Genomic DNA, 18,898 nt, shown 5'->3' on the forward strand with positions numbered 1-18,898 from the left:
AACCTCTTTTTGCAAGCGCTTTCTACTATTACTTATAAAAAGGATGGGAACAACACATGCGTAAATTAGTCAGCTTACTTACACTCGGAGCACTTTCAGTTGGCGTCTTGAGCGGCTGCTCAGACAGCGAAGGCGGAGCTTCTGAATCAAAAGATGACGTCTTAAAAGTTTGGTCATTTACGGACGAATTAAAAGAACCAATTAAAACTTATGAAGAGAAGAACGGTGTCAAAGTTGAATTGACTATCGTCCCGATCGCGGACTATCCAACGAAATTGAAGCCAGCACTTGAGAGTGGCGTTGGCGCACCGGACGTCTTCACGGGAGAAATCGCATTCCTTAAACAATGGGTTGATGCAGGTTATTGGGAAAACCTTTCGGACGAGCCATACAGTGTCGATGAAATCGCAGACAACTACGTCCCGTACGTGTTTGACCTCGGGAAAGATAAAGATGGAAACGTTCGCGCTCTTTCATGGCAAACGACACCAGGTGGCGTTTACTACAAACGTAGCTTAGCAAAAGAAGTACTTGGTACAGACGACCCGACTGAAATCGGCGAAATGATGAGTTCGATGGACGGCGTCTTCGAAGTTGCTGAGAAGATGAAACAAAAAGGATACAAGATGTTCCCAGACGAAGGTGCGATCCGTTGGTTCTCACAAGGAGCAAACCCAGAAGCGTGGGTCAACGATAAAAACGAACTCGTCTTGACAGAAGATAAGATCAACTACATGGACTATGCGAAAGAACTTCGTGAGAAGCAATACACTGCGCTCGCACCAGAATGGTCACCATCATGGTTCGAAGGAATGGATAAGCCAATCAAAGTGAAAGAGAACGGAAAAGAGACAGAGACACAAGTCTTCTCATACGTCCTCCCAACATGGGGTCTCCACTCTGTATTAAAAGAGAACGCGAAACAGACTGCAGGTGACTGGGCTGTCACAAGCGGACCAAGCCCATACTTCTGGGGCGGTACATGGCTCGGAGTCTATGAAGGATCGAAAAACAAAGAAGCCGCTTACGACTTCGTAAAACTCATGACACAGGATGAAGAATTCTTGACAGAGTGGGCACAAGAGACAGGCGACGTACTTGCGTTCAACCCGGTCACAGACAAGATCAAAGACGACTTCAGCGATGAGTTCCTCGGCGGACAAAACAACTATGAGTTCTTCCTCGATGAAGCAGATGAAATCACACCAGGTATCGTCACGAAATACGACCAACAGCTCGATACACTTTATGGTGCATCTGTCCTTCAGTATGTAGAAGGGAAAAAGTCAAAAGAAGAAGCGATTGAAGAGTTCAAAAAACAAGCGAAGAACGCTTATCCAGACATCGTTGTAGACTGACGATGACCAACACGAGGGGGGAGCTCCCCCCTCGGTTCTTATGGAAGGAGAAATACACGTGAAAAAACTAGATCGTTACGGCTATCTGTTCATCGCCCCGTTCTGGGTCGTCTTCTTGACATTCAGCATCTATCCGGTCCTCTTAACGCTTTATTATAGCTTCACGAACTATACGGGGAGCCCGGGTGAAGAGGTCGTCGGGTTTGCGAACTACACACGGTTGTTGACGGATACGTACTTTATCGAGGCGTTTTTCAACACCATCAAAATTTGGGGAATTAACTTCGTCTTGCAGATTGGATTGGCGCTTCTCTTGGCACTCATCTTCTCTGATCTTCGTTTGAAGTTAAAAGGACTCTCGTTCTTCCGCTCGTTCTTCTATCTTCCAAACTTGATCACAATCAGCTCGGTCGCGCTCTTGTTCGGTATTTTGCTCGACTGGCAGCACGGTTCACTCAACATGGTGTTGATGAAAATCGGCTTGATTTCGGATCCAATCAACTGGTTGGCAGAACCGGTGACGGCACAGTTATCCGTTTCACTCATTTTGACATGGATGTGGTTCGGTCACTCCTTCATCATCGTCATGGCGGGTGTATCAGGAATCTCGACAGATTATTTCGAAGCCGCTCACATCGACGGTGCAAACCGTTGGCAGATGTTTACGAAAGTGACATTGCCGCTCTTAAAACCAATTCTTCTCTACATCATGATCACATCACTCATCGGTGGACTTCAATTGTTCGACCTTCCGATGTTGATCACCGATGGAATCGGTTCACCAGACGGTTCATTGAACACGATGGTGCTTTACTTGTACAACCAAGCCTTCAAGTACAACAACTATGGCTATGCGTCAGCGGTCGCTTACGGCCTATTCTTGATCACGCTGATCTTCTCGGCGGTCGTCTTCAAGGGTATGTTCCGTAAAGAGCGCGCGACACAGAAGGGGGCGTAAGCAATGGAACAAAATGCGGAATCACGGCGAATGCTTCCAGATAGCGAAGCGCAGCCGAAACGGAAAGAGGAGCGTCCGCTTAAAGTGGCGCCGCCTTCTAAGAAGACAACGAATAAGCGATTCGCACGAGGTTTGATTTATACAGGGCTCATCCTTCTCGCGATTATCTGTTTCATTCCGTTCTTGATGATGATTGTCAATGCGACACGGACGAATGGAGAAATCATGGCTGGGTTCTCACTTCTTCCGGGGACGGCGCTCACAGACAACTATGCGACGCTCAGCGAATACATCAACATTTGGAACGGCTTCAAGAACAGCTTGATCATCTCTGTATCGGTGACGGTCTTGTCTGGTTACTTCTCAGCCCTAACGGCTTACGGCTTTACGTTCTATAACTTTAGAGGGAAGAATGCGATGTTCATCTTCATGCTTGTCATGATGATGGTGCCAGCGCAACTCGGACTCATTGGATTCTATGAGATCTCAAAAACGCTCGGTATTTTGGACACGTTCATTCCATTGATTGTCCCAGCGATTGCAACACCGTTCACCGTCTTCTTCATCCGTCAATATACGCAAGCGACGCTTCACATCAGTTTGATTGAAGCGGCACGGATTGACGGTGCGAGCGAGCTACGTATTTTCCACACAATCGCACTTCCAATGATGATGCCAGCGATTGCGACGATGTCGATTTTCACGTTCATCGGCTCATGGAACAACTACTTGATGCCACTTGTCCTCTTGTTCTCGCCTGAGAAATACACGTTGCCTGTTTTGATGGGCTTCTTGAAAGGATCACAAGTCGCAGAGAACCTCGGCTCGCTTTACCTGGGCATCGCAATCTCGGTCGTACCGATTATGATTGCCTTCTTGTTCCTCTCGAAGTACATCGTCAGCAGTATTTCGGCAGGTGCTGTCAAAGAATAAATATAGAGAAAAGAGGAAAACACTATGCATTTTAAGAAAGACTTCGTATTCGGGACAGCCACGTCCTCGTACCAAATTGAAGGCGCACATAACGAAGGAGGCCGTACTCCTTCCATCTGGGATATGTTCTGTGACATCGACGGGCGCGTGTTTGAAAAGCATAACGGCGATGTCGCATGTGACCACTACCATCGTTACGAAGAAGACATTAAGCACATCAAAAAGCTAGGTGTCGACACGTATCGATTCTCCATCGCGTGGCCACGAATCTTCCCTGCCAAGGGAGAGTACAACCCAGAAGGGATGGCGTTCTACAAAAACTTGGCGCTGTGTCTCCGTGAAGAAGGAATCAAACCAGCCGTCACCATTTATCACTGGGACCTTCCGATGTGGGCTCACGAAGAAGGTGGCTGGGTCAACCGTGAATCGGTCGACTGGTTCCTCGATTATGCGAAAGTCTGTTTTGAAGAGCTCGATGACATCGTCGACTCTTGGATCACTCACAATGAGCCTTGGTGTGCCGGCTTCCTCGGCTATCACGTCGGTGTTCACGCACCGGGTCATCGTGATATGAACGAAGCGGTGCGCGCCGTGCACCATATCTTGTTGTCGCACGGAAAAGCGGTCGAGTTGTTGAAGCGAGAGATGACGTCCACGACCCCGATCGGCATCACGCTCAACTTATCACCGATGTACGCGAAGACGGATTCGGCGAATGACCGCCTTGCGATGAACAATGCCGACGGGTATTCGAATCGCTGGTTCCTCGATCCGGTCTTCAAAGGTGAGTATCCGGTCGACATGATGAACTTGTTCTCCAAATATGTGCATAACTTTGATTTCATCCAACCGGGTGATATGGAGACAATCTCGACAGCTTGCGATTTCTTCGGTATCAATTTCTACAGCCGTGGCATTGTCGAGTTTAACGCAGCAAATGATTTCTTGAAGGCAGACGCTTACTCGGACTACGAGAAGACGGGCATGGGTTGGGATATCGCCCCGAACGAATTCAAAGACCTGATCCGTCGTTTACGCGCCGAGTATACTGACCTTCCGATCTACATCACAGAGAACGGCGCCGCATTTGACGACGTGCTGGAAAATGGCGAAGTCCATGACGATAACCGGATCGACTACGTCCGCCAGCACCTCGAAGCCGTCTCCGATTTGAACGATGAGGGCATGAACATTCAAGGCTACTACCTCTGGTCGCTCATGGATAACTTCGAATGGAGCTTCGGATATGAGAAGCGTTTTGGCATCCTCTATATCGACTTTGAGACACAGGAGCGCATCTGGAAAGACAGCGCGAAGTGGTATGCCGGTGTCATCGCCGACCATAAAGCCAAACACGCGGATAGCGTCGAGGCGTAATATGCATCCATCCCCACCGCTACGGGGATGGATTTTTTGTGTGGAATGCTATCTTTTTGGGAACGAGGATAGGGGAGGGATGTTCTATGAAACGCGAGTTTGCGACATACGAAGTGACGGGTTATGACGACCTTGGGAAAATCAAATTCGTTCATTTGAGAGAAGGCGAGTTCGTGTTGCCAGTTGAGATCAAGGGGGACGACTTACGAAAAATCAAAAAGATGATGGAACTCAATCCAGGTGTGACTGTGATTATTCATGCGGCGATTGACCAGAGACGGATGCGACTGCTTGAGGTGGATGGGTACTCGCTCCGGAAAGAGGATACGTAAAACGCCAGCACCGAAAAATCGGGCTGGCGTTCATTTATGGAAGTAACAAGATTTTCCCCTGGCTCTTCCGACTCTCTAAAAAGGCGTGGGCCGATGCCCCATCGGACAAAGCGAACGTCGTGGGTGGAGGAATGACGAGTGAACCGTCTTCGATCCAGCTGAACAATTCGTGTGACCGGCGAATCCGTTCCTCTATTGAGGTGAGGACGTTCCATAAGTCGCCACCCGTCAACGTCTTGGACGTATCCATGAGCATGCGTGGGTCTACCGGTGTTGGGTCACCTCCGGCCATGCCGTAGAAGACGACCGTCCCGCCAATCCGAGTCGCTTCGAAACTATCCTCTAATGTCGAACCGACCGAGTCATAGACGACATCGGCCCCATGACCGTCTGTGACGTTACGAATCGCTTCGACCCATGCTTCGTCATAGCGATAAGCACGGGCACCATGCGCTTGGACAGTCGCCACTTTTTCGACTGTGGACGTGAGTCCGATGACTTGTCCACCGAGACGTTGAATCATTTGCGTCAACAGTTGACCGACACCGCCAGCGGCTGCGTGTACGACCGCGACATCATCAGGTTGAATCCGATAGCTGTCATGAACGAGGTAATGGGCCGTCAATCCTTGAAGCATGGTCGATGCGGCTGTTTCGAATGAGATGGCATCTGGAAGAGGAATCGCTTTATCGAGCGGGACGGCAACAAATTCTGCGTTGGCGTGCGGGACATCGGCAAAGGCAATCCGGTCCCCGACTTGAAGCGATGTGACGTTCGCCCCGACCGCCTCGATGACACCGGCTCCTTCATATCCGAGAATGTATGGCGGTTCTCCAACGAGATGATAGTTGCCTTTCCGGCGATACACATCGGCATAATTCAATCCGATGGCTTTTGTGCGGACCAATACTTCATCGACTTGTGGCATTGGTGTCGGGACTTCTTCATATGTTAAGACATCGGGACCACCGAATTGATGAAAGACGAGTGCCTTCATGCTGATCACTTCCTTCGTTAGATTCACTCAAACTATAGCATATGCATCTTCTAATATTTGTAGAGACGCCTAAGTAAAAGCCTGAGTTCATTGTAGTGAACTCAGGCTTTGTTCGTCTCAATTTGCTTTCCTGCCTGATACCCGGCCACGAGAATGAATAGGGTACCTATGATGTAAGGAATGACGGACTGAAAGGCGAGACCTGCTGCAAATGAGGAAGATGCAAATAGCGTGAACATGACGGTAACTTTTCTTTTCATCCTAACCCAACTTTCCAATCTTTTCCTACATGATAACAGCCCTCCTCATTACTGAGAAGGGCCGTCGTTTTTGTTTCAGGCTGATGCTTGATCTGAGCCTTCTTGTGCTTTCAATTCTTCACCGTACGAAACGCGGTCTTGAATGCGAACGAACGGGAGGTAGACGGCTACGGCCATGGCGATTGTTGCAATCTGTAAGAGAGCGGCGCGCCATCCGCCAATCAAGAATCCAGAGATGACTGGAGGTGTCGTCCATGGTACTTGAAGCGCGTTGAACGGCTCGACCCAACCCCAAAGGATGGCAAAGTAGACCATGAATGAAGCGATGGCTGGCACGACGACGAATGGGACGAACATGATCGGGTTGAAGACGATCGGCATCCCGAAGATGACCGGCTCATTGATGTTGAAGATACTTGGTGCAAGTGACAACTTCCCGAGCTGCTTCAAGTGTGCCGAGCGTGCAACGATTAAGACGGCAATGATGAAGCCGATTGTAATTCCTGATCCACCGAGTTTCGTGAACACATCGAGGAACTGGATTGTAACGATTTTTGCGTTCTCGCCAGCGACAAGCGTACCACCTGCATCGAGGATGGCTTGGTTTTGAAGTGCGTTCGCTGTGAGAAGGGGTCCCATGATTCCCATGAGGATTGCGGCACCGTGAATTCCACACCACCACATGACGGACATGAGCACCATGATGATGACGGCTCCAGCTAGTGTGTCCGTCAAGTTTTGAAGCGGTGCTTGAAGCACATCATAGATGACTTCTGTGAACGTACGCTCTGCCACCGCTTGGAAAATCGCAAACGTCGCAACGGCGAGCGAGATGATCGCCAAACCAGGAACAAGTGCAGAGAATGAGTTCGATACGCCTGGCGGGACACCGTCTGGCATTTTAATGCTGATTCCGCGTTTGATGAACTGCGAGTAGATGAATCCGACTGTCAATCCGACGAGGATGGCAGCGAGGACACCTTGTCCACCTGTCCATACTTTCGGGATAACCCCGGTAACAGTTTCTCCGCCTTCAGACAGTACAGAAGCCTGTGTGATGATGAGGAACGAGATGATTCCGAGGATACCAGCTGGTACGCCTTCGATTTTTTCATTCTTGACGTACGAGTAAGCGATTCCAAAAACACCGATCAAAGCAAGGATGTCAAACGTCGCACCGACGACTTGCGTGAGCGGGAGTGACCAGTCTGCCCCGAATAAACCTGACATGAAGTCAGCCCAACCTGGAATCGGTAACGCCAGGATGAGAAGGAACAGCGACCCGATGATGGTCATCGGCATCGTGAGGATGAACCCGTCCTTAATCGCAAGGACGGGCTTGGCGTTCGCAAAACGAACAAAAGCAGGGGTGAACTTTTCAAATACTCTTTCTAAGCGGCTCATAGGGGAACCTCCTTATAGGTCTTCAGCGCGCGTGGCGATGATCTCTTTATACCAATGGAACGACTGTTTCTTCTTCCGTGCGAGACCGTTGTTGTGGTCGACATAGATGAAGCCGTATTGTTTCTTATAACCGTTCAACCAGCTGAGTAGGTCGATTACAGACCAAGCATAGTAACCGGCAACGTTGATGCCTTGTTGAACAGCATGTTTGACTGCACGAAGGTGTCCTTCGATGTACTCGATCCGTGGCGTGTCCATGATCTCACCGTCGACGATTGGGTCGACATCACCGAGACCGTTCTCTGTGATATAGATTTTGACGTCGCCGTAACGATCTTTCAGCATGTGCATCCCAGCGAGGAACGCTTCCGGTGAGATCTCCCAATCCCACTTCGTATATACTTTGTCATCCATCTTGACCGTCTTGTAGACGCCATCGAACGATGGGTTACCCGGACGACCTGTCGAGTTCTCACGTCCACCGGCCATGACGAGCGCCGAGTCATTCTTCATGACGCGCTGCGGGCTGTAGTAGTTGAGACCGATAAAGTCGTTCATCGGAGCGGTACGTTTCAAGACGTCGAGTTCTTCCTCCGTCATTTCAGGAAGGAGGCCTTGTTCGCTTAGACCGTTCACGACGTACTCTGGATATTCACCTTTCAAGATCGGGTCATAGAACCAATGTGTCGCATAAGCGTTCGCATGCATTTCGGCAAACTTGTTCTCCTCTGCGTCATCGATACTGAACGCCGGGTTGAACACGTGTGTGATCCCGATTTCGCCAGTATGACCGTTTTGTTTGAAGAGCTCAACGGCACGGGCGTGAGCGACGAAGACGTTATGTGTCGTTTGGAAATATCCTTTGACGTCGCCTTCGATACCTGGCGGGTGTGCGCCTGTTAAGTATCCAAGTGAGCAGAAGATGACCGCTTCGTTGAACGTGATCCAGTGGTTGACACGGTCACCGAACGATTGGAAGCAAGTATCTGCGAAACGGACGAATGCGTCAACTGTCTCTTTGTTCTTCCAGCCGCCTTTTTCTTCAAGTGCTTGTGGGAGGTCCCAATGGTAGAGCGTGACGAATGGGACGATGTCATGTTTCAAACATTCGTCGATCAAGTTGTTATAGAACTCGAGTCCTTTTTCGTTCACTTCACCCGTACCGTTCGGGAAGATACGCGGCCATGAGATGGAGAAACGATACGATTCGAGTCCCATCTCCGCCATGAGCGCGATATCTTCTTTATAACGATGGTAATGGTCGACTGCGACGTCGCCGTTTGTGTTTTCAAATGTCTTACCAGGAATTTTCGAGAAGACGTCCCAGTTCGAGAGGCCTTTCCCGTCCTCGTTCCATGCGCCTTCGACCTGGTAAGAGGCCGAAGCAGCGCCGAACAAGAAATCTTTAGGCATTTTCAAAGTCATCACCTCAGTTTATTTATTTACAAGTTTCAATGAGTGGTCTAATACTTTCGCACCGTTCATCATGCCGTAGTCGACTGTGTTGATGACGTCGATTGGAACACCTTTTGGTTCGCAGATTTGCTTCCCTTTTGAAAGGAGGTACTTCACTTGTGGTCCGAGAAGTGCAACGTCGATGTTGTCAACGTAAGTTTCCATCTCCGATTCTGGGTAAGCTGCGATTTCAGCTTCGATGCCACGTTCAGAGGCAACCGCTTTCATTTTTTCTACTAACATACTTGTTGACATACCTGCCGCACAGAAGAGTCCGATTTTAATCATTGTTGATCCATTCCTTTCAATTCGTTGATTTCGTTTTGCATGTTCATCATATATCCAAGCATTTCTTTGACGAGAATCGTGTTCATCAAGTGATCTTGCGCATGCACCATGAGGACACCGACCGTTGCCGATTTACCTTGTGCTTCGAGCGTCACGAATTTCGTTTGAATCGCATGTGCTTCCTTTAATGTCGCGTCACCAGCAACGACTGCCGCCTCGGCTTCTTCTTTCTTTCCTTCTTGCATGAGGAGCATCGCTTGATGGTAGCTCGCTTTGGCGTCACCCGAGAGGGCGATGAGACCGAAAATATCTTCCGGTGAGATTTCGATTGTTTCAGAAACCATAATATCTCTCCTTTTTGTATGGATAACTAAAATTCATAGGTACAAATATTTTCTACACGTTGATAGTAGCACGAAAGCGTTTTCGTGTAAACCCTTTCTTTTCGAAAAAATGCATAAAAAATGCGCGCGAGAAAAGCATCTCTCGGGCGCGTTTAGGACTTGATGTTCGAGACTTTGAGCATTTTGACATGTTTAAAATGATGAATGGAACGAGAGACGTCGAAGATTTGTCCGTTCGTCAAATAGACGGTGTTGTCGACAATCAAGGCTGGGTCATTCTCGTTCAAGTCGAGCAGGTCGGCGGACTCTGAATCTAAAAAGTCTGCGTAAATGACTCGGTCAGCGAATCCGATGGCAAGTTTTTGGTCGCTTCGTAAATACGTGTAGATCGACTTTTGGACGATGTTCTCATCCAAGTAGATGACGAGCTCTTTTCGGAAGTATGAATCCTCTACCGAGAACGGGTGGTCATCAACGAGACGTAGACGCTTAACGAAGTAGACAGGTGTTCCGATTGGGCACTTCATACGTTCGGCGACCTCATCGTTCGCCACTGTCTGTTCGAAGTGTAAGACGCGTGTCTCGACTTTTCGACCGCTGAAGTCACTTGTTAAACCTTGGAGTTTTTCTAAATTGATGTAATCGCTATTGTAATGGTCACGGACGAAGACGCCGCTCCCTTGAACTTGATAGACGTATCCTTTGTTGACGAGGATCTCGATTGCTTTTCGGACCGTGTTACGGCTGACGCCATATTTATTGGCATACTCATCCTCGGTCAATAATTTATTCGTATGTTGGTAGACGTGATTGACGATGTCCGCTTCAATCTGACTTGCAACTTGCTTGTACTTCGGAGACATACAGTTCTACACCTTTCAAAAAAATTTGTGGGAATGAATTTGGTAACAGTATAGCAGATAACCTTTGTAAGCGGATACGTTTCGTTCGTCAATTGTTGAAAAAAGTCGAACGATTCAATGCTAGAATATTCGGAAAATGTGAAACAATAATGGCATAGAGTACGTATAGAGGAGTAATGCACAGGAAAGAAAGGAAGTGCTCTAGTTGACTGAGACACATTGGTATACGGAAGAAACCACATGGCGCAAGTTACACCTTCGGGTCGGCTATACATTATTAGTGTTTGTTGTGACAGCTATCCTTTTATCCTTTTTCGGACGTTACGTCTGGTTGACGATCCCTTTCGTCTTGATTGGAATGGCCATGATTGGATTAGACGTGAAAAAGTATCGGATGCGTCGTACGTATATGAAGGACAGAGATGCCGTACGGTTACTGAAGTGGAACCTGCTTTATGATTTGATCAGTTCAGGTGTGCTCGTCTCCTTGATTTCGACTCTGCTCATTTTTCAATATGACAGTTTGACGTTAGCGATCGGATTGCTCGTATGGGGAGCAGTCAGCGATCAGATATCGCGGATGCTTCAAAAGAAGTTAAATGAACGTGTTCCGCTGTTACATCAGTTAGATTTGGAGCGACGAAATCAATGATTGAACGCATGACACAAGAAAAAGCATGGAAGCGTTTATTCGACCAATGGATCTTCGGCTTGTTTGGAACATTTGTAGTGCTGATGTTACCAATCAGTTTATTAACAGATGATCTTACGTGGGGCGTGCTGTATATCGCCTGTACGCTCATTCCGCTGAACATCTTATATGTGAAACGTTATCGAATGCGCCTGAGGTTTCAACCAGAATTGAAAGGATTGTATCGTCGTCAACTCGTTCGGGACGGGATCAACAGTGCTGCCTTTTTCCTCGTGTTGAATCATCAATTCTTATTTACCTCAAACGTGGCGTATATGGGTGTCACGATATTCATCGGTGGTGCGGTGCTATGGACGTTAAACGTGAACAAACAAACGAAACAACAAGATATGGAGTATATACATTTCGACAAGGAGGCGATATAGGTGGAGCAAGACGTAAAGTGGATGCGACGAATGCGACGTTATGCCGTACCCATCTTGATTCTTTATGTCACGGCCATTATTGTCGCTCTCTTATTAGAGAAAATGTGGCTCATTCCCATCATGGGTTCGGTCTCCGTAATCATCGTCGTGATGGGTTTTCAAGAGATGCGTATCATGTGGCGAATGACCGAGCATCCGAAGGCGCATCGAATGCTTATATTCCAATACGTATTCGAATGGGTGGATGCGATTTTGTTGACGGCGCTCATGGTGACACTTCTGACAGCGGAAGATGTTGGTCTCGTGATCGGTCTCTTTTTCGGGATATGGGGAGTACTCAGTCCGACTCGACAAAAGTGGTTCACGAAGCAACTTAAACAAATCGATCCGGAATTACCGACGTATGAAGAAGTGTTGGAAGGAGGAGAGAAGATATGGAACTATCACCAAAAGTGAAATCGCAAATCGACACGATTCTAAAAGTAGACCGCTTGACGAAATGGGGTGTCGGCATCATCGGCATCGGACTCGTCGTCAGTTTTTTGATTTATGCCTCGTATTGGACACTCTCGGACGGCGTTGTCACGGGAACGTTATATGCGGTGCTCGCCGCAATCTTAACGGGTATTTTTATCCAATATCGGATGTGGCTACGTTTCGTGACGAATCAGACGGCGCGTAACCTCTTATCGTTCAAAATGATGGCACATACGCTCGCTTTGACGGGTGTCGGGATTTACGGCCTCTTTTACTTCACGAGTGAAGCGACGGGTCCACAATCGTTCCGTATGTTCCTCCTTTCGCAGCTGACGTTTTTCGGGATTGAATATTTGGCGAAACGCTTTGACCGGGTCATTCAATCTTATGATGAGAACTATTTGACGGATCAAGATTTAAAAGAGATTCGTGAAGCCCGCGAATATGAGAAGGAGCAACGTCGTGAACAAACGTGATCAGATGAGAGAGTTGACGACATTTGATGAATCGGGAAAGTGGACTGTTAGTATGATGAGTGGGGCACTCGCACTCATGCTTTTCTTCGCTGTAGAGAAAGGTTGGATTTCGTTGGTAGGGGTGTTGTTGATTTCAGAAATCGCTGCCTTACCTGCATGGAAGAAGACATGGGACCGAGAAGCAATCAAGAAACGTTATCTGACATCGAGAGAAGCAAAACGACTTGCGCATTGGAACTCGATTACTGGACTGATTGGGTATCCGTTCGTGATTGTATTTCTATATTTCACAGTTACCGAGCAGATCTCGACGCTTGCTTTCTTTGTAACGATTGCAGTGCTCATACCGAGTTCTATAATGATGCATCGATTGTATGAACAACATATGGTCCGACTTGATGAGAACTATGTCACAGAACGTGAATTAAGAGAAGAACAAAAATGGGGGAGCGCGTGACTCACTCGAGAAAGTAGGAATATGAAGTGAGGATTGCGACGTATAACATTTGGAATCATGACACGCTATGGCAAAAACGAATCGATGCGATTTGCCAAGAAGTAAAACGAATCAACGCGGACGTGATTGCACTGCAAGAAGTCCGTTCTTATGAAAAAGGCAGTGTAGCTCATGATATTGCGGAAGCGACGGGTTATCCGTACTGCGTCTTTCATGCTTACCCCGACTCACCGGACGAAGGACTCGCTTTTTTGAGTAAAGTCCCTTTTTCTTCAGTTGAAGCGATTTGGGAAGAAGATGTGGAAGAGTCAAACTTTTGTGCGACCCGAGTGACGCTTATCTTCGGCGGTCAGGAATGGGGACTCACGAATGTGCATCTGAACTGGCGCTCTTCTTCGATTCGAGAATGCCAGATGGAAGTGGTACGAGACTGGTTAAGCAAGGGGCACCAAAAGGCGATTGAGGTGTTGTGTGGGGATTTCAATGATCATCCTCAATCCACTATCTATGATGATGTATCAGATGCAGGGTGGCTGGACGTGACGACGTTTGTTGGCGAAGAGGCACGCCCGACGTTAGACGTAAAGCACAATCCATACCTACAATCTTCTCATCTCGAGCAACCTGAACGATATGATTGGATTCTGTTCCGTTCGGAATGGAGTGAACTCGAGGTTCAGCATGTCGATGTATTCGGCGACATGCGGACGAGTAGGGATGTTGTACCGAGTGATCATTATGGTGTGGTGGTCGACTTTACCGTGAAATAATGAGGAGGATGTGCGATTGCGCATCCTCTTTTTATTTGAATAGACGAGCGATGAACCCCACACATGCCGCAAAGGGAAGAAGGAGAAGGAGTCCGAGCCATTGATCGCGCCAAACGACAAACCAGAAAGCGGCTTGCAGACATAGGATACCGACTGCGGCAAAAATCACGAATAAGAATGCTTTCTTACGGGTAGAGCGGTCATCCCACCATTCTTTGAAATAAGGGAAACTGCAGAGAAAAGCCATAGCCATGAAGAAAATCGCAGGAAACAACATGACATCTCCTAACGTGCTATTGCCTTCAAATTCGAGCCACCTGGATAAGACGGATAACAGAATGCCGATCAATAGGAAGATTCCACCCATGTGTTTCCCCTCGTTTCTTTACTCGTTACTTGTATCATGCCCGTTCTCTCCCTACTCGAAAACCTGATACATTGATGGCATTTTAGTGAAAGTGGTGACTTTTACATGAACGGTAAAAAAGTATTTAGCGACAAGTTTTCAGATTGCTCTATCCAACACGGCTTGTACTCGATAGCATGAAAGCGTATCTGGAGAAACGGCTAGATATGAAGTGGAAGCGCCAGAACTCTGCGGAGTTGACGAGGACGAAGGTGATCGAGATTTCGGCGGATGCCTTCCAGTCGCGTGTCACGACTGAGAGAGTCTTGATAAAACGTTCGGGTGACCGGGCGGACAAAACGAGACTTGATGACACCACTCAAAAAAGCCCGTTTCCTTTTTCGAGAAATCGAAGCAAAGAGGAGATTTGTTTATGTGTGGAATCGTAGGGATGATCGGACAAGTTGGAACGAAAGAGATTTTATTGAAAGGGCTAGAAAAGCTCGAATATCGTGGCTATGATTCAGCAGGAATTGCATTAGTCGGTGAAAACGTTCGTACGTTCAAAGAAGTAGGACGAATTCAAGCACTCCGTGACATCGTACCGGCTGATGCTGAAGGAACGATTGGAATCGGCCACACACGTTGGGCGACACACGGGGTACCGAGCGTGCCGAACGCCCACCCGCACCAAAGTACGACAGGACGCTTCACGCTCGTGCATAACGGCGTAATCGAGAACGATGAACAATTGAAAGCCACGCTCGACGTCCCGTTCCTTTCAGAGACGGACACAGAAGTCATCGTCCAGCTCATGGAAAAACACTTCGTCGAACTCGGCGATGTCGAGGCGGCGTTCCGCAAGACGCTTTCGGACCTCCACGGTTCGTACGCGATCGCGATGATCGACTCAGAGGACCAAGAACGCCTCTATATCGGGAAGAACAAGTCACCGCTCCTCGTCGGACTCGGGGACGGCACGTTCAACGTCGTCGCATCAGACGCGATGGCGATGCTCCAGGTGACGGACCAGTACCTCGAGCTCCACGACGGTGAGATCGTCATCCTCACACGTGAGGCGGCGACGATTAAGACGCTCGACGGCGAAGTGCTCGAACGCGCGCCATACACGGCCGAGATCGATGCGTCAGATATCGAGAAGGGCACGTACGCGCACTACATGTTGAAAGAGATGGACGAGCAACCGGCCGTCATCCGAAACATCATCCAGCACTACCAGAACGAGAACGGTGACATCGAACTCACGGAAGGCGTGCGTGAGCTCGTGTCAGAAGCGGACCGGATCTATATCGTCGCATGTGGGACGAGCTATAACGCGGGACTCGTCGGAAAAGACATTTTAGAACGCATCGCCGGCATTCCGACAGAAGTGCACGTTTCTTCTGAATTTGGCTACAACATGCCCCTCTTAAGTGAACATCCGTTGTTCGTCTTCTTATCACAATCTGGTGAGACAGCGGACAGCCGTGCCGTCCTCGTCGAAGTGAAGAAACGCGGATACAAAGCGCTCACCATGACGAATGTACCGGGTTCAACGCTCTCACGCGAAGCGAACGAGACGATGCTTCTCCACGCCGGACCAGAGATCGCGGTCGCCTCGACGAAAGCATACACGGCACAGATTGCCGTCCTCGCGATTCTCGCGTACGACATCGCCCGTGCGACAGGGAAAGAATTACCGTTCGACCTGATGCCAGAGCTCGCCCGTGTCGCAACCATCATGGACTCGATCATGGCGCAAAAAGAGTTGTTTGAAGATCTTGCGGAGCGCTACTTGAAAACGACACCGAACACGTTCTTCATCGGTCGTGGGCTTGACGCTTCTGTCTGTCTCGAAGGAGCGCTCAAAGTAAAAGAGATTTCGTATATCCAAGCGGAAGGGTACCCAGGTGGGGAACTGAAGCATGGGTCGATTGCCTTGATTGAAGACGGGACACCGGTCATCGCGCTCATCTCACAACCGAAGACGAACTTGAATATTCGTGGGAACGTCAAAGAAGTCGTCGCCCGTGGCGCGAACGCCTGTATCATTTCGATGCAAGGCGTGGAACATGAGAATGATGACTTCATCTTGCCGCACGTCGAGCCACTCTTGGCACCGCTCATCAACGTCTTACCGGTTCAGTTGATGGCATATTACGCGGCGCTCGCTCGTGGATGTGACGTGGACAAGCCACGTAACTTGGCGAAATCGGTGACAGTGGAATAAACTGAACATAGTGTAAGGCACCTTTCTTCTGGAGAGGTGCTTTTTACTGCTTGCCGATATCTTTGCCAACAAGCAAAATAGTAGGAGAAGTAAGCGGTTCCAACTTATGATTAGATAAAGATAAGCGACGAAAGAAGGGCTGACATGAACGTATACATTGCTTGCCATAGCGGGTTTGTGACAAGTGCGATGGCGGCGAAGTTGTTCGCACAGGCAAGCGAGGGGCGCTTGCTTTGTACGATTACGCACGGAACGATTCAAAACATCCCGAATGAGGTGGATTTGATTCTCTATCAGGAAGGGGCGACCGTGGTCACCCATCCGACCGCACGTGTCCGGTCAGTCCGACAACTCCTGTCGCTCGAGGAATACCGACTACTTGTCGAAGAATGGATGGATGAGCATGAGACATGAGTGGACCGCGAGAGAACGGTCGATTTTACTACACTTATTGGCAACTGAGACATCGACACCGCTCGCCGAAATCGCGCAGGCGGTGAATTTGTCTGAGCGTACGATTCAACGAGAAAGACAATTACTTGAAGGCATCTTAAAAGAGTTCGAACTCGAACTCGCTTGGCAACGAGGGCATGGACTGAGTCTGGTCGGCAAACCATCTGCGAAGCAACAGTTACGAGAAGACCTCATCTTATCCGCAGAAGCGATCCCGACGAGCGAGGACCGCTTATTTGAGCTGGCGTGGCGTCTCTTGTTCGAGAACGATACACTCAAATTGCAGGCGGTCGCCAAACAGATGCACGTCTCGCCGAGCACGTTGACGCAAGACTTAGAGAAATTGGACAGATGGTTCGAAGAGTACCATTTAGAAGTTGAACGGAAAAAAGGTGTTGGGGCTAGAGTGCTCGGTTATGAGTCCGAGAAGCGTAAGCTACTCATCAACGCTCTGCTTGCCCACTGGGACACGCTCGCATTTTATCGCTTCGTCCGCGGAGAAGACGACTACATTCCTGCTTTTTTGAAGACGGTACCATGCGAGGAGATGCTTGAAGGTCTTCGAGACGGTTATGATTATTTGAAGTCCCGCGCGTTTGAGCGGATGGATGACCGCACCATCATGCGAGTCACGTTCGCTTACGGCGTGCAACAAGAGCGGTTAGCGTCTGGATTCTTTTTAGAGATGTATACGAAAGGACGGTCCGAGGACTATTTGAAAGTCGCCACCGATATGGAAGCGGCTCTCGGTATCACCTACTCGATGGCGGAACGTGTCTGGTTCGCGGAAGAGGCGAATCGTCTGCGCTCGATTAAAGATCAAATGAAAGAAGATGAAGAAGAACGCTGGATCATGCAGATTCGGGTGCATAAACTGATTCATCACGTCTCGCTCATCTACGGGTTCACCTTTACGGATGACACGGCTCTCGAACGAGGACTGCTTGCTCACATCCTCTCGAGTATGAATACGCAGGTTTTGCCGGAGACGAGTACGGTCAAGCCTCATATCGACCGCGACTATCCGGGGCTTCGTTCGGCCATTCAACAGGCCGCCGACATCGTCTTTGGAACGAATACGTTCTCCGAAGAAGAGACGGTCTTTTGGGCGATGCACTTTGCGGCAGCACTCGTCAAACCGGTGCGCCGTCGTGAATATCGGGCGCTCGTCGTCTGTTCGGCCGGACTTGGTTCGTCGAAGATGCTCGTCAATCGAGTACGTCAAGAGTTCCCGGAGATGCAAGACGTCGTCAACTCATCACTTTTTGGACTCGAACAGCACCGACTAGAAGAATATGATGTCATCTTGTCGACCGTACCGCTGCCACCCCTTTCGGTGCCGACACTAATCGTCAACCCGCTTTTGACGAGTGAAGAAGTGCAGCGCGTCCGTCATCTCTTACTGTCATTACCGCAATCCTTTCAAACACTCGCGACGAAGCCGCGTTCAACGATGCTTGATTTCACAGAACTCGGGGAATTGGTCGAGACGTTCGAGCGGATGGATGACAAGTTCGATTTGGTCACGCTCAATAATACGGATCGTTTAGAAGATATCTTGCTTGATATCGGTACACATTTAGAAGAACGTGACCTCGTACAAAGCGGGATTCAGCTCTCTGCCCAACTGCTTCGTCGTCACGAAGTCGCGGGTCTTGGGGTGCCGGGTACGAAACTGGCGTTATTCCACGGGCGACATGCCTCGATTGAGAAGGCGAGTGTGTTTGCGTTTGATTTAACGACATCGATCCCACTCCTGATGATGGATCAGTCGACCGAACCCGTGACACGTCTGCTTGTCTTGCTTGCACCGGAAGAAGCACGTGACGTCGAACTTCAATTCTTAAGCGCAATCAGCGGGTCGCTCATTGAGAGTGAGGAGCACATGCGTCTTTATAGCACGGGAACGAAAGAAGACCTTCGTTTACTTTTGCACGAATGTATGAAAAAAATGATTCATGAGACATTGTACGAAAAATGACCGAACCATGGTCATTTTTTTGTTTGGCACAAAATGTTGCCAAAGTGTGAACTGGATTGAAT

22 protein-coding genes are annotated in these 18,898 nt (G+C 48.8%); 14 read left to right on the forward strand and 8 right to left on the reverse strand.

Annotated features, from left to right (window positions below):
- Nucleotides 1-56 precede the first annotated feature (56 nt).
- The 5 genes from EAT1B_RS11095 to EAT1B_RS11115 all read left to right on the forward strand — a co-directional run bounded on the left by EAT1B_RS11095 (nucleotide 57) and on the right by EAT1B_RS11115 (nucleotide 4,958).
- Nucleotides 57-1,358, forward strand: a complete 1,302-nt coding sequence (locus EAT1B_RS11095) for an ABC transporter substrate-binding protein (protein ID WP_015880662.1) — start codon at nucleotides 57-59, stop codon at nucleotides 1,356-1,358.
- A 58-nt stretch (nucleotides 1,359-1,416) separates the two neighbouring features.
- On the forward strand, nucleotides 1,417-2,316 hold the full coding sequence (locus EAT1B_RS11100; protein WP_015880663.1) for a carbohydrate ABC transporter permease: 900 nt from the start codon (nucleotides 1,417-1,419) through the stop codon (nucleotides 2,314-2,316).
- A 3-nt stretch (nucleotides 2,317-2,319) separates the two neighbouring features.
- Nucleotides 2,320-3,249 (forward strand): carbohydrate ABC transporter permease, encoded by a 930-nt coding sequence (locus EAT1B_RS11105; RefSeq protein WP_015880664.1) that lies wholly within the window; start codon nucleotides 2,320-2,322, stop codon nucleotides 3,247-3,249.
- Between the two features lie 24 nt (nucleotides 3,250-3,273).
- Complete coding sequence (locus EAT1B_RS11110; RefSeq protein ID WP_015880665.1) at nucleotides 3,274-4,626, forward strand: GH1 family beta-glucosidase; 1,353 nt, start codon at nucleotides 3,274-3,276, stop codon at nucleotides 4,624-4,626.
- An 86-nt stretch (nucleotides 4,627-4,712) separates the two neighbouring features.
- Nucleotides 4,713-4,958 (forward strand): hypothetical protein, encoded by a 246-nt coding sequence (locus EAT1B_RS11115; protein WP_015880666.1) that lies wholly within the window; start codon nucleotides 4,713-4,715, stop codon nucleotides 4,956-4,958.
- 34 nt (nucleotides 4,959-4,992) lie between these two features.
- Here EAT1B_RS11115 and EAT1B_RS11120 read toward each other — a convergent pair whose 3' ends face one another.
- The 7 genes from EAT1B_RS11120 to EAT1B_RS11145 form a co-directional block, all read right to left on the reverse strand.
- On the reverse strand, nucleotides 4,993-5,955 hold the full coding sequence (locus EAT1B_RS11120) for a quinone oxidoreductase (protein WP_015880667.1): 963 nt from the start codon (nucleotides 5,953-5,955) through the stop codon (nucleotides 4,993-4,995).
- Nucleotides 5,956-6,056: 101 nt separating this feature from the next.
- Nucleotides 6,057-6,215 (reverse strand): hypothetical protein, encoded by a 159-nt coding sequence (locus EAT1B_RS15955; protein WP_158303582.1) that lies wholly within the window; start codon nucleotides 6,213-6,215, stop codon nucleotides 6,057-6,059.
- Nucleotides 6,216-6,290: 75 nt separating this feature from the next.
- A complete protein-coding gene (locus EAT1B_RS11125; protein ID WP_015880669.1) occupies nucleotides 6,291-7,619 on the reverse strand; it encodes a PTS sugar transporter subunit IIC in 1,329 nt (442 codons plus the stop codon).
- A 12-nt stretch (nucleotides 7,620-7,631) separates the two neighbouring features.
- Nucleotides 7,632-9,038, reverse strand: coding sequence for a GH1 family beta-glucosidase (locus EAT1B_RS11130; protein WP_015880670.1), 1,407 nt, complete (start codon nucleotides 9,036-9,038; stop codon nucleotides 7,632-7,634).
- Nucleotides 9,039-9,053: 15 nt separating this feature from the next.
- Nucleotides 9,054-9,362 carry a PTS sugar transporter subunit IIB gene (locus EAT1B_RS11135; protein WP_015880671.1) on the reverse strand — a complete coding sequence of 103 codons (309 nt, stop codon included), beginning with the start codon at nucleotides 9,360-9,362 and terminating at the stop codon, nucleotides 9,054-9,056.
- Entirely contained in the window at nucleotides 9,359-9,706 is a 348-nt protein-coding gene (locus tag EAT1B_RS11140) for a PTS lactose/cellobiose transporter subunit IIA (RefSeq protein WP_015880672.1), read from the reverse strand. The genes EAT1B_RS11135 and EAT1B_RS11140 overlap by 4 nt, the downstream gene beginning before the upstream one ends.
- A gap of 152 nt (nucleotides 9,707-9,858) precedes the next feature.
- The gene (locus tag EAT1B_RS11145; protein ID WP_015880673.1) at nucleotides 9,859-10,569 is read right to left on the reverse strand and encodes a GntR family transcriptional regulator; all 711 of its coding nucleotides are present in this window, start codon (nucleotides 10,567-10,569) and stop codon (nucleotides 9,859-9,861) included.
- Between the two features lie 205 nt (nucleotides 10,570-10,774).
- On the opposite strand from EAT1B_RS11145, the gene EAT1B_RS11150 reads away from it, so the two are divergent.
- Genes EAT1B_RS11150 through EAT1B_RS15795 form a run of 6 tightly spaced genes read left to right on the forward strand, consistent with a single transcriptional unit; the run spans nucleotide 10,775 to nucleotide 13,826 of the window.
- Nucleotides 10,775-11,221: a hypothetical protein gene (locus EAT1B_RS11150; protein WP_015880674.1), complete on the forward strand. Its 447-nt coding sequence runs from the start codon at nucleotides 10,775-10,777 to the stop codon at nucleotides 11,219-11,221.
- Nucleotides 11,218-11,646, forward strand: coding sequence for a hypothetical protein (locus tag EAT1B_RS11155; protein WP_015880675.1), 429 nt, complete (start codon nucleotides 11,218-11,220; stop codon nucleotides 11,644-11,646). Before EAT1B_RS11150 ends, EAT1B_RS11155 begins: the two co-directional genes overlap by 4 nt.
- On the forward strand, nucleotides 11,647-12,102 hold the full coding sequence (locus tag EAT1B_RS11160) for a hypothetical protein (RefSeq protein WP_015880676.1): 456 nt from the start codon (nucleotides 11,647-11,649) through the stop codon (nucleotides 12,100-12,102). It abuts the gene before it with no gap.
- Nucleotides 12,081-12,599, forward strand: a complete 519-nt coding sequence (locus tag EAT1B_RS11165; RefSeq protein WP_015880677.1) for a hypothetical protein — start codon at nucleotides 12,081-12,083, stop codon at nucleotides 12,597-12,599. The genes EAT1B_RS11160 and EAT1B_RS11165 overlap by 22 nt, the downstream gene beginning before the upstream one ends.
- On the forward strand, nucleotides 12,586-13,056 hold the full coding sequence (locus EAT1B_RS11170) for a hypothetical protein (RefSeq protein ID WP_015880678.1): 471 nt from the start codon (nucleotides 12,586-12,588) through the stop codon (nucleotides 13,054-13,056). The genes EAT1B_RS11165 and EAT1B_RS11170 overlap by 14 nt, the downstream gene beginning before the upstream one ends.
- 26 nt (nucleotides 13,057-13,082) lie before the next feature.
- On the forward strand, nucleotides 13,083-13,826 hold the full coding sequence (locus EAT1B_RS15795; protein WP_015880679.1) for an endonuclease/exonuclease/phosphatase family protein: 744 nt from the start codon (nucleotides 13,083-13,085) through the stop codon (nucleotides 13,824-13,826).
- Nucleotides 13,827-13,857: 31 nt separating this feature from the next.
- On the opposite strand, the gene EAT1B_RS11180 is transcribed toward EAT1B_RS15795, so the two are convergent.
- Nucleotides 13,858-14,193 (reverse strand): hypothetical protein, encoded by a 336-nt coding sequence (locus EAT1B_RS11180; protein WP_015880680.1) that lies wholly within the window; start codon nucleotides 14,191-14,193, stop codon nucleotides 13,858-13,860.
- Between the two features lie 412 nt (nucleotides 14,194-14,605).
- Between EAT1B_RS11180 and glmS the strand changes: the two genes are divergently transcribed.
- The 3 genes from glmS (at nucleotide 14,606) to EAT1B_RS11200 (ending at nucleotide 18,836) form a co-directional block, all read left to right on the forward strand.
- The gene (gene glmS, locus EAT1B_RS11190) at nucleotides 14,606-16,402 is read left to right on the forward strand and encodes a glutamine--fructose-6-phosphate transaminase (isomerizing) (protein ID WP_015880681.1); all 1,797 of its coding nucleotides are present in this window, start codon (nucleotides 14,606-14,608) and stop codon (nucleotides 16,400-16,402) included.
- Nucleotides 16,403-16,546: 144 nt separating this feature from the next.
- Nucleotides 16,547-16,816 carry a hypothetical protein gene (locus EAT1B_RS11195; RefSeq protein ID WP_041917981.1) on the forward strand — a complete coding sequence of 90 codons (270 nt, stop codon included), beginning with the start codon at nucleotides 16,547-16,549 and terminating at the stop codon, nucleotides 16,814-16,816.
- Nucleotides 16,806-18,836, forward strand: coding sequence for a BglG family transcription antiterminator (locus EAT1B_RS11200; RefSeq protein ID WP_015880682.1), 2,031 nt, complete (start codon nucleotides 16,806-16,808; stop codon nucleotides 18,834-18,836). The genes EAT1B_RS11195 and EAT1B_RS11200 overlap by 11 nt, the downstream gene beginning before the upstream one ends.
- Nucleotides 18,837-18,898 lie beyond the last annotated feature (62 nt).

The organism is Exiguobacterium sp. AT1b, assembly GCF_000023045.1.
In the GTDB taxonomy this organism is placed as follows: Bacteria; Bacillota; Bacilli; order Exiguobacteriales; family Exiguobacteriaceae; genus Exiguobacterium.

Bases quoted from the DNA above. Each gene is read 5' to 3' on its own strand.
- EAT1B_RS11095 (WP_015880662.1), top strand. From the start codon at position 57: ATGCGTAAATTAGTCAGCTTACTTACACTCGGAGCACTTTCAGTTGGC.
- EAT1B_RS11105 (WP_015880664.1), top strand. From the start codon at position 2,320: ATGGAACAAAATGCGGAATCACGGCGAATGCTTCCAGATAGCGAAGCG.
- EAT1B_RS11110 (WP_015880665.1), top strand. From the start codon at position 3,274: ATGCATTTTAAGAAAGACTTCGTATTCGGGACAGCCACGTCCTCGTAC.
- EAT1B_RS11115 (WP_015880666.1), top strand. From the start codon at position 4,713: ATGAAACGCGAGTTTGCGACATACGAAGTGACGGGTTATGACGACCTT.
- EAT1B_RS11120 (WP_015880667.1), bottom strand. From the start codon at position 5,955: ATGAAGGCACTCGTCTTTCATCAATTCGGTGGTCCCGATGTCTTAACA.
- EAT1B_RS15955 (WP_158303582.1), bottom strand. From the start codon at position 6,215: ATGAAAAGAAAAGTTACCGTCATGTTCACGCTATTTGCATCTTCCTCA.
- EAT1B_RS11125 (WP_015880669.1), bottom strand. From the start codon at position 7,619: ATGAGCCGCTTAGAAAGAGTATTTGAAAAGTTCACCCCTGCTTTTGTT.
- EAT1B_RS11135 (WP_015880671.1), bottom strand. From the start codon at position 9,362: ATGATTAAAATCGGACTCTTCTGTGCGGCAGGTATGTCAACAAGTATG.
- EAT1B_RS11140 (WP_015880672.1), bottom strand. From the start codon at position 9,706: ATGGTTTCTGAAACAATCGAAATCTCACCGGAAGATATTTTCGGTCTC.
- EAT1B_RS11145 (WP_015880673.1), bottom strand. From the start codon at position 10,569: ATGTCTCCGAAGTACAAGCAAGTTGCAAGTCAGATTGAAGCGGACATC.
- EAT1B_RS11155 (WP_015880675.1), top strand. From the start codon at position 11,218: ATGATTGAACGCATGACACAAGAAAAAGCATGGAAGCGTTTATTCGAC.
- EAT1B_RS11165 (WP_015880677.1), top strand. From the start codon at position 12,081: ATGGAACTATCACCAAAAGTGAAATCGCAAATCGACACGATTCTAAAA.
- EAT1B_RS11180 (WP_015880680.1), bottom strand. From the start codon at position 14,193: ATGGGTGGAATCTTCCTATTGATCGGCATTCTGTTATCCGTCTTATCC.
- glmS (WP_015880681.1), top strand. From the start codon at position 14,606: ATGTGTGGAATCGTAGGGATGATCGGACAAGTTGGAACGAAAGAGATT.
- EAT1B_RS11195 (WP_041917981.1), top strand. From the start codon at position 16,547: ATGAACGTATACATTGCTTGCCATAGCGGGTTTGTGACAAGTGCGATG.
- EAT1B_RS11200 (WP_015880682.1), top strand. From the start codon at position 16,806: ATGAGACATGAGTGGACCGCGAGAGAACGGTCGATTTTACTACACTTA.